We start from the raw sequence: 16,736 nt of genomic DNA on the forward strand, positions 1-16,736 counted from the left end.
AAAGGGAAAAAATATGTTGCTAAGCATTGTATTAATGATAAAAAATGAAGAAAAATTTTTAGGAAAAACACTAAAAGCATTAGATAAGATAAGAACTAAAATTAATACTGAATTAATAATATTAGATACTGGATCTACAGATAAAAGTGTAGAAATAGCTAAGTTGTATACAGAAAAAATTTATTTTGAAAAATGGAATGATAATTTTGCTGAAATGAGAAATAAATCGATAAGTTATGCCAAAGGCGATTGGATACTTATCTTAGATGCAGATGAAGAACTACTAGAATGCGAAAGAATGATTGATTTTTTTAAATCACAATTATATAAAGAATATAATTGTGCATCAGTAGAATTAAAAAATATAAATTCAGAAGATGGTAATTCTTATAGTAAATCTTTAAATTTAAGATTATTTAAAAATAAAGACTTTAGATATGAGGGTGCTATACATGAGCAACCTATGTACAAAGATCCTGTATATAAAAATATAGCTGTATTTAATCATTATGGATACTTGTATGTAGATGAAGACTTTAAGTATAAAAAACTTAAAAGAAATGAAAAAATTCTATTAAAAGAAATGAAAAAAAACTCTAATAATTCATATATAAATTTTCAGTTAGGTAAAAACTTCATGGCTATGAATAAAAAAGAAGAAGCATTATATTACATGGAAAAAGCTATGAAATTATATCGCAAATGTGAATGTATACCAGAGTATGCTTACTCAAATTTGGCAAGGTTTTATATTGATCTGAAGCAGTTTGATGAATGCGAAAAGGTATGCATAGAATATTTACAAAAAAAAGATGATAAAAATATAGATATATATTATTTTTTAGCGGTTAGTCAAGGTTTCCTATATAAACATGAAGAAAGTATAGATAATTACAAAAAATACATATATTTAGTAGAAAACTATCAGATATCTACACAAGCCAATAGTATATATGCTGATGGAATTACTATAGGATTAAAAAAATATGCTGAAATTAGTATAATTAAAAATTATTATTATATGAAAAAATATCAAGATGTAGTTGAAGCATCTAAAAAAATAGATTTTAAAGAGTTAAAAGATATATATGATGTTTTATTTAAGAGTTTATATAAAACAAATAAAATAAAAGAAATATCGAGAATATACAATGAAAATTTAACATCTATAGTAGATACAAAATACATAGAGTCTAGTTTGGAATGTATGTTATTAACAATAACAGAAACAGACAAAATAAAACTCTATAAAGAATTATCATCTATAGATAATAATTATGGCTTATTAAATAGAATAAGATTGGAAGAGAAGTTTACAAAGAAATTGTTAAAAGAAGTGTTATTAGAAGGAAAGCAATCATATTATGGTGACATTATTTATTATGCTATTAATAATAACATAGACATATTAGAGTTATTGGAAAATATAAATTATTCGCATATGCAAGAGTATTTTAATTATATAGTTCAGTATAAACCAGATTGTATATTAAAATTATATGATTATTTATTAAAAGCACCTAACACATTGAAATTATATAAATTAAATATACTTAGCTGCTTATCTAAAGTTTTATTTATGAATGGTAATTTTCATGGAGAACAATATGAAAATTTATTTTATATGTATACAACATATAGATATAGTTTTATAAGACAAATATATAATTACAATTTATCAAATGAGAATATTATGTATTTATTAAAAGATAAAGATGATGAGTTTGTAGTTAGAGTTAATGTAGTTCAAAGACTAAAAGATAAAGACCCATTAAATTATATAAAAGAAATAAAAAAATTAATTTTAGACAATAAAGAATATAAAAAAGCTATAGAAATATTAATTGATAAGTTTGGTAAAGTCATTAATGAAAATGGAGAAATTAGAAAACTTAAACAACAGTATAAGTCTCTTATAGAAAAAAATATAAACAGAGGGAATATGAATGAAGCATTAATAATGATAAATCAATATGAAGAAATTTATGATGAAGACCCTGAAATATTAAATATGAAATCTATTTTATATCTATTAGATAATAATTATGTAGAGGCGGAAATGATATTAAAAAAATCATTTTTATTAGATTGTGTAAATATTAATACAATTTTTAATCTTGCATATATAAAAGAAATTTTAGATGATAAAGATGAAACAATTAAATTTTTGACTTATATAAAAAATATTTGTGACGAAGAAGATATATTAAGAGATGTAGACGATAAATTGAAATCACTAAATATCCATTAGTAAGTATAGGTTGTATAAAATTAATAAAATATATTATTATATATAAGTATAAATTTGTAGAATATTGATATTTATATTTTAGTGAAGTTTATAAGTATATAAATAAAATAAAAAAGAAAGGATTGTGTCAAAACTGAAAAATATAAAAATGTGATGGAATATATGCTGATTAAATAAAGATTGTAGTAATAAATTTAAAAGTAATTACTATCTAAATTTATTTAAAAAGTATATCTGAAATTAAACTTAAAATATTGTATATTGTTTTGATGGCAAAGGAATAGCTATGAGTGAATATAAATTTGTATTTGATTTAGACTCAACATTAACGAAACAAGAAATTTTACCTGAAATATCAAAATACATTGGAGCTCATGAAAGTATTAGTAAAATAACTGAAGAAACTATGTTAGGAAATCTATCATTTGAAGAGAGTTTCTCAAAAAGAGTTGAAATATTAAAAGATGTACCTATAAGTAAGGTTCGAGAAATAATAGATAATATTGAATTAAATAATGAACTGATTAAATTTATATCTCAAAATATAAATAGGTGTATTATCATAACTGGAAATTTAGATATTTGGATTAATGAACTTATGAAAAAACTAAATATGAGTGATAAATATTATTCATCAATAGCAAATTATGATGGTGAACAAGTGAAATTTATTGAAAAAATAATAAAAAAAGAAGATGTATTAAATGAAATACAGTCACCTGTAGTTGCAATTGGAGATGGAAGTAATGATACCAAGATGATAGAGTATGCAGATATTGGTATTGGATTTGGTGGAGTTAGACCTATAGCACCAAGCGTGCTAGAAGTTTGTGATTATGCATTTTATGAGGAGGAAAAGTTATGTCAGTTTCTAAAACGATTGTTATAAATTGTGCAGGCAGGGGAACTAGATTGGGATTGAATAGAAATAAAGCGTTAATTGACATTGACGGAAAGCCTTTGATTATAAGACAACTTGAATGTATGGATAAGTTTGATGATATACGTGTTGTTGTAGGATATCAAGCTCAAGATGTTATTAATACTGTTTGTTCATATCGAAAGGATGTAGTTTTTGTATTTAATCATGCCTATAAGGAAACAAGAACAGCAGCAAGCCTTTCTCTAGGCAAAAAATATCCTAATGAGATGGTAATATCTGTAGATGGTGATGTGGTATTAAATCCTGAAACATTTGAAAAATTCGTTTTAAATGATGAGGAAGCTATAGGGGTTTGTTTACCTTATACAAAAGAACCTGTTTATGTAAAAACGGAGTTTTTTAATAATGAAGAATATGCTGTTAAATTTTCTAGAGAAGAAGGAAAGTATGAGTGGACAGGATTATTAAAGATATTATCAAGTAGAATGAATAGTGGTAATGACCATGTGTACAAATTAATTACACCAAATTTACCTTTGAAAGTAATAAATGTTAATCTTAAAGAAATTGATAATATGGAAGAATATGAAAATGCCGTAAAGTGGTATAAAAATAATTATAAATAAAGTATAAATTATTTAAGTGAAAATTATTATTTATATTAACTTAATGATATAAGGAGATTAACTATGGAAATAAAAAAGACTAGAATATATGGAGATATTGTAGAAATAAATAAAAAAGAAGTAAAATCATTTTGGAACAAAAGAGCTCAAAAATATACAGATGATAATCCTTACAATGCAGTAAAATGCAATGATAATAATCCTGAATATGTACATACTCTAGAAGAATATGAAAGAAACTATATAATTCCGCAGATTAAAATAGATAGTAATTCTAAAGTATTAGATATTGGATGTGGAATTGGTAGGTTAGCAGATGTTATAGTACCACAAAGCAAATACTATCTAGGAACAGATTTTGCAGAAGAATTACTGAAAATAGCAAAAAATAGGATAAACCCAAGCTATAATTTTGATTTTGAAGTATGTGATTTCATTAATATTAGCAAAAATGAGTGTGTTCAAAAAAACAAATTATTTAATAAAGTGATTTTAGCTGGAGTCACTATGTATATTAATGATCAAGAATTGAAAACTTGTTTAGAAAATTTACTAGAAATTATAGATAAAAATGCAACTATATATATATCAAGTCCTATTGCAATAGACGAAAGATTAACTTTAGAAGGATTTTATTCGGAAAATCTAAACAGTGAATATAATGTTATATATAGAACTGTTAATGAATATTTAAACACTTTTAAAGTACTTATTGAACATGGATTTAAGGTTACTAAAAATGAACACTTTTTAAATGATATGAAGCAGTATCCTGAAACTGAGAGACATTATTTTATTTTAGAAAGATGAGAGTTTTTAAAATTAATATAAAGAAAATGGTGGAGTTATATGGAAATGAATAAAAATCAGCAAGTTATAGAAATACTAGAAACTTTACTAGAAGCCATATTATATATAAAGAATAATAAAAATTCAGAATATGAATTTATGAGTGAAATATCATTACAAGGAATTTGTTCAGTTATAGAAGAATTGGAAAAGTCTAAAAAATGTATTGAAAGTATTAAAAACGTAGCTAGAGATATACATAACAATATTTTAAATATACATCTAAATAAAAATTTAAATATTGAATCGATATGTGATACCATTATGTATGATTTGAGAAAAGTAATAGAATATATAAAAGTTAGATTAAATCATAAAAAACAAATTGTATTTATGCCTTATAATGCATTTATGTGGAATAGCCTGGAGAGTGTATGGAAAGCTGCAGTAGAGGATGATTCGTGTGAATGTTATGTTGTTCCTATACCCTATTATAAATTAATTTCAAAGGATAATAATACTTTTGATAGTATATTTAATTACGAAGGAGATTTATTACCTGACTATGTACCTATAATCGACTATAGAGTATTTAATTTAGAAGATATTAGACCTGATATTATATATATTCATAATCAGTATGATGAATGTAATAATGCAACTAGAGTTATGGAACAATATTATTCCTATAATTTAAAAAAATATACTAATATGTTAATTTATATACCATATGGCATTTCAGGAACTTATCCTATTTCATTTTATCTAAAGTTTTACTCATTTATAGCTACAAGAAATTTTGATAAAGTTATAGTTCAATCTCCTGCATTTGAGATAATTGGGGAACAAAGTGGGATACCAAAAGAAAGACTTCTTGCAATGGGGTCTCCTAAATTTGATGCTTTAATTAATTCCCTTAAAGAAATCGATGATGAAGATTTATATGATAATAAATTTAAGGATAAAATAACTTTATTATGGACAACAAATTTAATGAAAATAATAAATGGTAGGCATAAGGTTTTAGATGAAATAGAAGAAGTATTTAAACTTATAAAAAATAATACTAAATATGGATTAATTTACAGACCTCATCCATTGGAATTAGAGTATGTAAAATCTCAAGCTCCGGAATGCATAGATAGATATATTTCTATTCTTAATTCGGTAAAGGATGAAAGTAATATTATTATTGATAAAACACCTAACTATTACAATGCATTTAAGGTATCTGATGCATTAATAACGGATAGGTCTTCAGTACTAATAGAATATATGGCAACAGAAAAGCCTGTTTTAATATATGACATAGGATTGGAGGAAGAATTATATAATTCAAAAGTATTTGATATATTTTCAAATTATATAGTAGGAAAAGAAGATATGTCATTAGAAAAGTTTATGTCTATGCTAGAAAATGGTCATGATGATAAAAAATATAAAAGGTTAGAATCTTTAAAATATACATTAAGTAATAGAGATGGAAGTTGTGGAAATAAAATACACAATTCTATAAAAAAAGAATTAATATCTACTTATATCTAGAATTATGAATTATAATTTTAAAATTTTAATTATAAAAAAGTATATATAATTGATTTTTGCAAGATATAATAAGAATGAACTCTATCAGGCAACTACTGAATAAGAAATTTAGGGTTGCCTTAAATTTTATATTAATTTAGTAAAATTACAAATTATGGGGGGGGGGCAATATCATAAATATACGATATAAATTATAAATTAAATTATTAGGAGGATAAATATGAATATAGATAAAAATAAAATTTATCAAGTGACCCTATATGCAAACATAAGTCCTAAATTATTACAACCAAATAATCAGCCTATCAAAGATAAAACATTAAAAAAAGATCAAAAAATATCTAACAATACAAATGACAGAATAAAGATGAAATCAAAAGTAATAAATAGTGATCAAAGACGATTACAGGATAAAATGACACTAATTCAATCCCAAGAAGTGCATGTAGAAGAATTAGAGAAAACTTTAAACTATGCAAAATCGAAATATCATCAAGAAAACAATAATTTAAATAAAGAATCTAGAAATATAAAAATTAAAATAAAGCAGTTAACTAAAAAAGCAAAAGAATTAGAAAATAAATCTGAGATTAATGAAAATCAAAAAGAGCAGTATATAGAAGATAAAGAAAAAATCATATCATTAATAAATGATACACTTAATAAGATAAAAAAAGTAAAGCAAAATCTTTCTCATCAAAAAACAAAACTTATATCATTAGAAGAATTTCTCAAAAAAAGTGAATCAAAATTAGAAAATACTAAAGAGCAAATAGATTATATAAAAGAAGAAATAATATTAAACCCTTTAGATTTTATATTTATAGAGGGTGATATGGAAACTGGTTTAATTGTAAATATATTGATTTAAAGTATTTAAATAAAAACTAACTTTATTTTATAAAGTTAATTATAGTATATAAATTAAAAAACATACCATAAATTTAGACAAAAATATTTTTAGATACAGTATAAGAAAAAATACATGAAAATATAAGAAAATCAGCAGAAAACCTTGATAAAAGTCGAAATATATTATACTATAGTAGTAGGAAAAAAATTACACTATAGTGTAAACAAATAAGTGTAAATAATATGATTAAAATAAAAATTTAATAGGCAAACCTAGAGAAATCTAGTGACGCAAAACTATAGGGGCTAAGGTTAAAAAACTATGCCAGCCAGCTGCCGAAGGGTTAATAAACTTTTTGTTATCATTGTTGATAAAAAATTTACTCTCTTTGTAAGGGTATTTTTTTATGCAAAAATATAAAAATAAAATTATAAAATCAAAAATCTTTATAAAATTTTACTTTTGATAAAAACGTTCATGAAAAAAATTAAAATACGTCGAAAAAAATGTCGAAAAAAAACGAACGAAAAATGTCAGAAATATCGTAAAATGTAGAATACACTTTTAAAAAAGTGTATAATGTTGTATATAGTAAAAAAATGTAAATGAACGGTGTTACTAAATTTTATAGACATATAACAGTAAAGATTAGGATTGGATTTTATAACTTTGTTTAATTTGTATTTAGATTTAGCAATGTTAAAAATTACTAAGTAATTCAAACTACTCTTTTGGGTAGTTTTTTTAATTAGATTTAATAAAAAAGGAGGTTGATTATGAACATATATGGGTTAATGAAAATGGGCTTAGATGCAACTGAGCTAAGAAGTAAAACTATTGCAAATAATATTGCAAATATAAATACACCAGGATACAAAAGAAAGTATGTTACTTTTGAAGATACTTTAAAAGGCAAAATTGACGAGGCTAAGATAGAAGTTAAAACAGATGAAGGATCTATAATGAGAGAAGATAAGAATAATGTTGATTTAGAAAATGAAAAAGTTAATCAAGCTGCTACAACTCTCCAATATAATGCCTTAGTTAGTTTAACTAATACAAAAATAGCAATGACAAAGAGTGTAATATCAGGGAGGTAATTAAATGAGTGTTTTTAGCGGTATGAGAATTAGCGCAAGCGGTTTATCAGCTGAAAGAATGAGAATGGATGTTATATCATCCAATGTAGCTAATGCAAAAACCACGAGAACAGAAGAAGGTGGAGCATATAAACGTAAAGTAGCTAGTTTTGAGGAAAATTATGATGAAAAGTTAGGCATGCTAGGGGTTAAAACAGTATCTATAGAAGATGATAAATCTCCTCTTAGAAGACTATATGAACCTAACCATCCAGATGCAGATGAACAAGGTTACGTAGAGTACCCTAACGTAGATTTGTTAGTTGAGATGTCAGAGTTAATATCTGCATCTAGAGCTTATGAATCTAATATAGACACATTAAATGCTCAGAAAAGTATGATATCTAAAGCTTTAGAAATAGGAAGATAATTTTAAAGAGGTGATTATATGCAAGCTATAAATAGCATTGGGATGAATTCAGATATATTTGCAAATAGCATAAAGAATAATCCTATAACTACTGAAAAAACAGTAGATGAAAAAAGTTCTAAATTAAAATTCGATGATGTTATAAAAGATGCTGTAAATAAAGTGAATGATAGTCAAGTCAATGCAAATAACAGTATAGAAAGCCTTATAAAAGGCGAGGACATAACGATGCATGATGTTATGTTATCTGTACAAGAATCCCAAATGTCAATGCAACTTATGCTAGAAGTTAGAAATAAATTATTTGAGGCTTATCAAGAGCTTAATAGAGTACAATTGTAATCTATTAACAAGGAGTAAATAGATGAATGTAAAAGAAATTACACAAAATACAAAAGATTTTATAACAACTAAAGCAGGTCAATTTAAAGAACTTAAAAAAACTAAAAAAATCGCAATAATAATTGGTGTTATAGCTGTTATCTTAGCAGGTGGATTTGGAATAAAATATGCTAATGATAGCAAATATAAGGTACTTTTCTCAGGATTAGATACAAATGATGCAGCAGCTATTACAAAAGAACTTGAAAGTAAAAAAGTTGAAACAAAAATAGAAGGGAATAGCATTTATGTTCCTAAAGATCAAGTTGATAAGTTAAGACTTGAATTATCTAATAATATTAAAAATGGATCATCTGGTTTTGAAATAATGGATGAAGGTTCATCTTTTGGACTTACAGATGAAGAATTCCAAATAAAAAAACAAAGAATGATTCAAGGTGAAATTGAAAAAACAATAAAAACTTTCCCGCAAGTGGAAGATGCAAGAGTACATATAAATAAGGGTGAAGAATCTGTATTTGCTAAAGAAAATGTTCCTGGATCAGCTGCAGTATCTATAAGTTTAAAACCAGGAGCGTCTTTAGAACCAAATCAAATAAGATCTATAATGTCATTGGTTTCAGCAAGCAATATGAATATACCTAAGCAAAATGTTGAAGTCATAGATCAAAATATGAACTTATTATCAGAAGGACTATTTGATGAAGATGGGAAAATAAATTCTTCAAAATCAAATGGTATAGAGACTGCAAGAAAAGCAGAAAGAGAACTAAATAAAGATTTAGAACGATCTATAGTTGGTTTACTTGAACCTATATTTGGAGAAGGAAAAGTTAAAGCAACTGTAAATTCTGATTTGAATTTTGATAGTAATGAAAAAACAGAAATAAAAATAGATCCGGAAAAAGTAATCGTAAAAGAATCAAAAAGTGAAAATAAATCTACTGAACAAGGAAATACTGGTGGAGCTGTAGATAATAATATGAACAATGCAGGTAACAACCAAAAGGGAACGGTAGAAAGTAAAGAACAAAACACTGAGTATGAAGTTGGTAAAACAGAAACAAAAACAATAAAAGCTCAAGGTGAAGTAAATAGAATAACAGCATCTGTTGCTATAGATGGTAAATTGGATGCAGGAGCTACTAAAAATGTAAAAGACATGGTTTCTAATACTATAGGTATGGATAAAGGTAGAGGGGACGATGTTGCAGTTGTAGCTATGGACTTTGGTGAATTTAATGGTGCAAATGATGCCAAGGTTGAAGATGAAGGAGTTGTTAAAGTGTTAAAAACAACAGGCTACATAGTAGGCATATTATTATTACTAATAGTTATTGCACTAATAGCGATGTATGTAATTAAGAAGAGAGATGCGGCTAATTTAGATGAAGACTTCGATGAAGATGCTGAAATTGATCTAATTAATAAGAAGTTAGAAGAAATGGAAAAAAATAGAATTTCTGAAGGCGATGAAGAAGATGAAAATATAACTCTTGAAGAAGAAGTTAAAATTTACGCTTCAGAAAATCCAGAACAAGTAACAGAGTTAATTAATAAGTGGTTAAATGATTAGAAGGTGGTAGTTTATTTTGGAAAAAGAAATTGCAAAAGCAGGAAATGCCTTTGATTTAGGAGATATTCCTAAAGTTAGAAAAGTTACTGGTGCAAGAAAAGCTGCTGTACTTTTAATGACATTAGGAACTGATGTGGCAGCAGGTATAGTTAAAAACTTACCTGATAAAAAATACAAAAAATAGGTGTGGAGATAGCTAATATCCACACCGTAAATGCAAGAGAGAGAAGAGAAATTCTTCAAGAATTTATAGAATTAAACAAAGGAAAAGATTTTGTATTAGAAGGTGGATTAGACTTTGCTCAAACTTTACTTAATGGAGCTTTAGGTAATCAAAGAGCAAATAAACTTCTTGAAGGTATAAAATATGATACATGTACTAAAATGTTTATGGCAGCTAGAAAAGCTGAGCCAGAACAAATATTATCTTGTATCCAAGGAGAAAGTTCACAGACTATAGCTATAATACTTTCTCATATTCAGCCAGATAAAGCAGCTCAAATTTTAAGTGAGTTGCCAGATAAAATAAAAAATGAAGTTTCTTTAAAAATAGGTGGGACCTCTTCTGTGTCACCAAATATCATAAAAGCTATAGATGAAGCTGTAACAACTAAACTTTCTAAGTTAGGTCAAAGAGAACTTGAAAGTTCAGGCGGTATAGAAAGCTTAATTGATATATTAAGTAATGTGGATAGAAAAACAGAAAAGAGCATTATTAAGTTTATTGAAGAAAATAATGAAGATTTAGCTGAGGAAATCAAAGCTAATATGTTCATATTTGATGATATTGTTAGGCTTGAAAATGCAGCTATACAAAGAATTCTTAAAGAAGTTAATGTTAAAGATATTGCATATGCTCTTAAGGGAGCGTCTAAAGAAGTTGCAAATACTATATTTAAAAATCAATCTCAAAGAGCAGCGCAAGCACTTAGAGAAGAAATTGAGTTATTAGGTAAGACTAAGATATCTCAAGTTGAAGAAGCTCAACAAAATATAGTAAATGTTATAAGAAGACTTGAAGATGCTGGAGAAATAACATTATCTAGAGGATCAGACGATGAATTCATTGTGTAGTAACATTATAAAATCTGAAAATATTCAGATAAAAGGAAAAAAGCTCATAAGACATAGTACTATAAATAATCCACAAGCAGAAGAAGAAATCATAAAGCAAGAGCAGATTGAGGCTCAAATGCAAATGCAAGCTCAATTAGAAGAGGAGCTTGCAAGAAAAAGAGAAGAGATGCAACTTAAATTAGAAGAAGCTCAGACTAAATATGATGAAATTTTAACAAAAGCTAAAGAAGAAAGTGAAATAATTTTACAAAATGCACAAGAAGAAGCTTTAAATATAGAAAAGAAAGCATATGAAGAAGGACATAGCCAAGGCTTAAAAAATGGTTATGAAGATGGATACAAAGAAGCGTACGAAGAAAATATTGAAAAAGCAAAATTTGAAGCAGCTCAAATAATAGACAATGCTAATAAGGTGTTATTTGAAGTTAACAACACAGTTTCAGATTATATGAAAGAAAACAAGAAAAATATATTAGGTCTAAGTGTAAGTATAGCAGAGCAAGTTTTAAGAGAAAAGTTTGAAGATGTAAACTCTATGGATAGTTTAATAACAAGTGTTATAGAAGAGTATGAACTTAAAGAAAACTTTGTAGTTAAAGCAAATCCATTATATAAAGAAAGTTTAGATGAACAAATTTTAACTCTTAAAGAAAGCTATAAAGTAAGCGGCGATGTATTTGTTTTAGCTGATGAATCTGTAGAACAAGGAAATGCAGTTATTGATAATGTAAATGGAAGATTAATCGTTGGAATTGATCATGTAATAGAAAAGATAAAAGAGGAGTTACTATGATTAACTTAGATTTTGAAAAAATAACTAAAAGAGTTAAAGATATACCTTCTGTAATGTGTGAAGGTAAAGTAACTAAAATTATAGGTCTAACAGTAGAGGTTGAAGGTATAAAAGCATTTGTAGGGGAGTTATGTACAGTGTATAACAATCTTAATAATCCTATAAATTGTGAAGTCGTTGGATTTAGAGATGATGCAGTTATATTAATGCCTTTAGGAGAACTTGCAGGTATAGGCCCTGGATGTAGAGTTGTTGCTCAAGGTATACCTCTAAGTGTTAGATGTAGTGATGAACTTTTAGGTAAAATATTAGATGGTCTAGGCAATCCAATAGATGAAAGTAGCATATTATCAGGAGAAAGATACAGTTTGTTTAACGAACCACCAGATCCTATGAGAAGACCTAGAATAACTAACATAATGCCTACAGGAATAAGAGCTATTGATGGATTTTTAACTTGTGGCGAAGGTCAAAGGATAGGTATATTTGCAGGGAGTGGTGTTGGTAAAAGTACAACACTTGGTATGATGGCAAGAACAGCTGAAGCAGATGTCAATGTAATAGCCCTTATAGGAGAACGTGGAAGAGAAGTTCTTGATTTTATAGAAAGAGACTTAGGTGAAGAAGGTATGAGAAAGTCAGTTGTAGTTTGTGCTACTTCTGATAAATCACCTTTAGTTAGATTAAAAGGAGCATTAACAGCTACATCTATTGCTGAGTACTTTAGAGATCAAGGTAAAAAAGTATTACTTATGATGGACTCTGTAACAAGATTTGCTATGGCTCAAAGAGAAGTTGGACTAGCTATAGGTGAGCCGCCAGCTCAAAAAGGTTATACTCCATCAGTATTTGCAATGTTACCTAAACTAATGGAAAGAACAGGAATGTCAGATAAAGGTTCTATAACAGCTTTCTATACAGTGCTTGTTGATGGTGATGATTTCAATGAACCAATAGCAGATACGGTAAGAGGTATACTTGATGGACATATAGTATTGTCAAGACAACTAGCTCATAAAAATCACTACCCAGCTATTGATATATTAAATAGTGTAAGTAGACTTATGAAAGAAATCGGTGAAGAAGAACATAACAAAGCAGCATCTTATGCTAGAGATATACTTGCAACATTTAAAGAAGCAGAAGACCTAATAAATATTGGAGCATATGAAAGTGGCTCTAATAAAAATATAGATAATGCTATTAAGTATATAGATACTGTAAATGGATACTTAAAGCAGGGAGTGAATGAAAGTACTCCATTTGATGTTAGTAAAGAACTATTAATAAATATGTTTGACTAAAGGAGATTGACGTAAGTGAGTAGATTTAAGTTTAAACTACAAAAGTTATTAGATATAAAGATAAAAGATGAAGAGGAAAGTAAATTAAGATATACTCAGGCTCAAAATCAAAAAAAAATTATAGAAAACAATTTAAGAAATTTAGAAATGAATTATAAAAAATACTCAGATATAAGTAAGGCTCAGGATGTAGTTACTCAAAAGATAACAATTAATTATTTATCATCACTTACGCAATCTATAAAAGTGACTAACGAGCAACTTGAAAAAGAAGAAGTAAAAGTAGCTAAGGCTAAAGAAGATTTTATAGAAAAACAAATAAAGAGGAAATCATTAGAGACTCTTAAGGAAAATGAAATGCTTAGACTAAAAAAAGAAGAAGAAAGAATAGAACAAATAACAAATGATGAATTTGCATTATATGCATATATCAGAAATAATGCAAGTGCATAATAAAAGGATGAAATAAGATGGATATGAATTTGAATATTTCAATGCAAATTATGAATAATTTTCAGGGAAGTGCAAATGGCAGTACATCTTCATCAAGTAAAGATCAATTTGAAGGACTTTTAAATGCTTTAAAAACCAATGTTGAAGATTCTGAATTAACACTAAACACTAATGATAATACAGAAGATGTGGATTACACTTTAATTCAGCAGTTGATGAATTTACTTCAACAAATAGGTCAAATAGATGAGTCGGGCAAACTTAATTTACTTGATAAAGATACGGATGTAAAATTAGATAATTTAGTTGATTTTGTTAAAAATCAAAATATCAATCAATTACAAAGTAATGATATAGATAATCTGCTTGAATCATTAGTTAAATCTGGGGAAATGAAATTAACTAGCCCTGAAAATTTAAATGAAGAAGTTTTAAATAAGATTAAAGAGATATTAAATAGTAAAAGTTCAAATAAAGGGACTTTAGATAATGTAAAGTCTAATAATAATGTCTTGGACTCTTTAAATGAAGAAAATAAAGTTCAAGACACTAACAAAAGCTTAGATATTGATTTTACACAAATTAATAAAAAACAAGAACAGAATTCTTATGAACAATTAGACATTATGACTTTAAATACTAAATCAAACATAATAAAAACAACTGAATCAGATAAAGACTTAAATACATTAGAAGATATATTAGGAGAAAAAAATAATAATCAGTTTATGCTTTCTCCTGGAGTACAGACAACATCTACAACTAATGAAAATACAGAAGTAATAACTAATCCTCCTGTTAAAGAAATAAGACAAGAATTTATAGGTGATGATGTTGTAAAAACTGTTAGATACCTTAAAGCAAATGGCCTAGAGGAAATTAACATAAAAATAAGCCCTAGAGAATTAGGTGAAATGACTATAAAACTTATAAAGCATGCAGAAGAAACTAAAGTTGCGATAACTATAAGTAAAGATGATGTGTTTGATTTAGTTAATAAAAATGTAGGGGATATAGTTAAACATTTAAATGACTTAAATATAAAAGTTAAAGAAGTATCTGTAGATATAAAAAATGACAATCAAAAGTTTTTCTCAGATAACTTAAATCAAGAGTTTGAAAGAAAAAATCATCAAAATCAAAAAAGAAGAAATAAAAATATAAATAATATAATTGAAGATATAGAAGATTCTATTGAAAGTAGATTAGATGAAGATAATCTAAATATTTTAATTTAAAGAGAGGCTAATGATAATATGTCAAGTATAAATACTAGGACAAATTTAAATACACAAACTTCAACACAAGAAGTAAAACAACCTAAAAGCGCTAGCAAAACAGAAAATGGGACTCCGATTATTGAGCAAGGAAAAGAAAATGATAAAGATTTATTTCTAAAGCTACTTGTTGCCCAGATGCAAAATCAAGACCCATTTAGTCCTCAAGACCCAACTCAATATGTCACTCAGCTTGCACAGTTCAATAGCCTAGAGCAAATGATGTCAATGAATGATAGTTTAGAGGAGCTTATGGGAGCAGCAGATGCAATTTTTATAAATTCTGCTATGGGATCAGCAACAGCATTAATAGGAAAAAATATAGAAGCATATGCACCAGTTGAAGAGGGGATGGAAAACTCTGAAGAAGAACCTAAAAAAATGACTGGTAAGGTTGAAAGCACTCATATAAAAAATGGTGTTATTTATATTAATGTCAGAGATGATAAAACTGGTGAATTAGTAGAAGTATCATATGGAGCGTTATTAAAAGTAAGTAATGAAAAAATAGAGCCAGAACCAGAACCAAAACCAGAGCCAGAAACAGATGAAAATACAAAAAATAAGGGAGAGTAATAGTTTATGTTAAGATCGATGTATTCAGGAATAAGTGGTATGAAGGCAAATCAAACAAAAATGGACGTTGTAGGTAACAATGTTGCTAACGTAGGTACAACAGCATATAAAAAGACAGCAGCAAGATTTTCAGATGCATTATATCAAAATGCAATATATGCAAGTCAACCAGGTGGTGGAATAGGTGGGGTTAACCCAGGTCAAGTTGGTATAGGGACTAAAGTAAGTGGTATATTTAAGAATATGGTGCAAGGAGCTATACAACCAACAGGTAGACCAACAGACTTAGCTATAGATGGAGATGGTTTCTTCAAAGTTAAGCTTTCAGAAAATAATTATGCATATACAAGAGACGGATCATTTAGTTTAGATGCGGATGGAAAGTTAGTTACATCAGATGGGTATTATGTTGTTGGGGTTGATGATAAACCTATAGAAATACCTAAAGCTGTAGATAAAGATGGAAATCCAGTTGCTCCTGGAACAAAAGATTCTAAAAGAGTATTACAATTTAACATATCTAAAGAAGGAAAAATATCTTATCTTTTAGAAGATGGAACTAAAATGCCAGTTTTAAATGATGATGGAACAATAAAAGTGGGAACTCAGCAAATATTAAACGTAGCAGTATTTAAAAATCCAGAAGGATTAGAAGCTCTAGGAGGAAACCTTTATAAAGTTTCTGCGAACTCTGGAGACCCAATAAAGACAGAAGTAATGGGTAAAATTAACCAAGGTGCTATAGAAATGTCAAATGTTGACTTATCAGAAGAATTTACAGAAATGATAGTAACAACAAGAGCATTCCAAGCTGCAAGTAAGGTTATAACAACAAGTGATGAGTTGTTACAGGAAATAGTAAACCTTAAGAGATAGTAGAGG

The 16,736-nt window shown here is 27.1% G+C and carries 16 protein-coding genes, 1 pseudogene and 1 riboswitch; all 17 genes and pseudogenes read left to right on the plus strand.

The genetic code is table 11. From position 1 onward, the window contains the following. The first annotated feature begins 13 nt into the window (after positions 1-13). Positions 14-2,251, plus strand: a complete 2,238-nt coding sequence (locus tag BLP75_RS09645; RefSeq protein ID WP_092725637.1) for a glycosyltransferase — start codon at positions 14-16, stop codon at positions 2,249-2,251. A 253-nt stretch (positions 2,252-2,504) separates the two neighbouring features. Then, a complete protein-coding gene (locus BLP75_RS09650) occupies positions 2,505-3,140 on the plus strand; it encodes an HAD-IB family phosphatase (RefSeq protein WP_482211626.1) in 636 nt (211 codons plus the stop codon). Next, positions 3,113-3,760, plus strand: coding sequence for an NTP transferase domain-containing protein (locus BLP75_RS09655; RefSeq protein WP_092725639.1), 648 nt, complete (start codon positions 3,113-3,115; stop codon positions 3,758-3,760). Before BLP75_RS09650 ends, BLP75_RS09655 begins: the two co-directional genes overlap by 28 nt. A gap of 63 nt (positions 3,761-3,823) precedes the next feature. Beyond that, positions 3,824-4,570, plus strand: a complete 747-nt coding sequence (locus BLP75_RS09660; protein ID WP_092725640.1) for a methyltransferase domain-containing protein — start codon at positions 3,824-3,826, stop codon at positions 4,568-4,570. 39 nt (positions 4,571-4,609) lie between these two features. Continuing rightward, entirely contained in the window at positions 4,610-6,094 is a 1,485-nt protein-coding gene (locus BLP75_RS09665) for a CDP-glycerol glycerophosphotransferase family protein (protein ID WP_092725642.1), read from the plus strand. A 220-nt stretch (positions 6,095-6,314) separates the two neighbouring features. Next, complete coding sequence (locus BLP75_RS09670) at positions 6,315-6,965, plus strand: hypothetical protein (RefSeq protein WP_092725644.1); 651 nt, start codon at positions 6,315-6,317, stop codon at positions 6,963-6,965. A gap of 237 nt (positions 6,966-7,202) precedes the next feature. Then, positions 7,203-7,287, plus strand: a riboswitch (cyclic di-GMP riboswitch). 436 nt (positions 7,288-7,723) lie between these two features. Beyond that, positions 7,724-8,047 carry a flagellar basal body protein gene (locus tag BLP75_RS09675; RefSeq protein WP_092725646.1) on the plus strand — a complete coding sequence of 108 codons (324 nt, stop codon included), beginning with the start codon at positions 7,724-7,726 and terminating at the stop codon, positions 8,045-8,047. A 4-nt stretch (positions 8,048-8,051) separates the two neighbouring features. Next, positions 8,052-8,456 carry a flagellar basal body rod protein FlgC gene (gene flgC / locus BLP75_RS09680; protein WP_092725648.1) on the plus strand — a complete coding sequence of 135 codons (405 nt, stop codon included), beginning with the start codon at positions 8,052-8,054 and terminating at the stop codon, positions 8,454-8,456. 18 nt (positions 8,457-8,474) lie between these two features. After that, positions 8,475-8,798, plus strand: coding sequence for a flagellar hook-basal body complex protein FliE (gene fliE / locus BLP75_RS09685; RefSeq protein WP_092725650.1), 324 nt, complete (start codon positions 8,475-8,477; stop codon positions 8,796-8,798). 22 nt (positions 8,799-8,820) lie between these two features. Further along, positions 8,821-10,374 carry a flagellar basal-body MS-ring/collar protein FliF gene (gene fliF, locus BLP75_RS09690; RefSeq protein WP_092725651.1) on the plus strand — a complete coding sequence of 518 codons (1,554 nt, stop codon included), beginning with the start codon at positions 8,821-8,823 and terminating at the stop codon, positions 10,372-10,374. Between the two features lie 115 nt (positions 10,375-10,489). Next, a pseudogene (fliG, locus tag BLP75_RS09695) lies at positions 10,490-11,448 on the plus strand (flagellar motor switch protein FliG). Beyond that, complete coding sequence (locus BLP75_RS09700) at positions 11,432-12,244, plus strand: FliH/SctL family protein (protein WP_092725653.1); 813 nt, start codon at positions 11,432-11,434, stop codon at positions 12,242-12,244. The pseudogene fliG and the gene BLP75_RS09700 overlap by 17 nt, the downstream one beginning before the upstream one ends. Beyond that, complete coding sequence (gene fliI, locus BLP75_RS09705) at positions 12,241-13,548, plus strand: flagellar protein export ATPase FliI (protein ID WP_092725655.1); 1,308 nt, start codon at positions 12,241-12,243, stop codon at positions 13,546-13,548. The genes BLP75_RS09700 and fliI overlap by 4 nt, the downstream gene beginning before the upstream one ends. A 15-nt stretch (positions 13,549-13,563) precedes the next feature. After that, positions 13,564-14,001: a flagellar export protein FliJ gene (fliJ, locus tag BLP75_RS09710; protein WP_092725657.1), complete on the plus strand. Its 438-nt coding sequence runs from the start codon at positions 13,564-13,566 to the stop codon at positions 13,999-14,001. Between the two features lie 17 nt (positions 14,002-14,018). Next, complete coding sequence (locus BLP75_RS09715) at positions 14,019-15,239, plus strand: flagellar hook-length control protein FliK (RefSeq protein WP_092725658.1); 1,221 nt, start codon at positions 14,019-14,021, stop codon at positions 15,237-15,239. A gap of 18 nt (positions 15,240-15,257) precedes the next feature. Then, positions 15,258-15,854: a flagellar hook assembly protein FlgD gene (locus tag BLP75_RS09720; RefSeq protein WP_092725659.1), complete on the plus strand. Its 597-nt coding sequence runs from the start codon at positions 15,258-15,260 to the stop codon at positions 15,852-15,854. Between the two features lie 6 nt (positions 15,855-15,860). Then, positions 15,861-16,730 carry a flagellar hook-basal body protein gene (locus tag BLP75_RS09725; protein ID WP_092725661.1) on the plus strand — a complete coding sequence of 290 codons (870 nt, stop codon included), beginning with the start codon at positions 15,861-15,863 and terminating at the stop codon, positions 16,728-16,730. Positions 16,731-16,736 lie beyond the last annotated feature (6 nt).

Source organism: Romboutsia lituseburensis DSM 797 (assembly GCF_900103615.1).
GTDB lineage: Bacteria > Bacillota > Clostridia > Peptostreptococcales > Peptostreptococcaceae > Romboutsia_F > Romboutsia_F lituseburensis.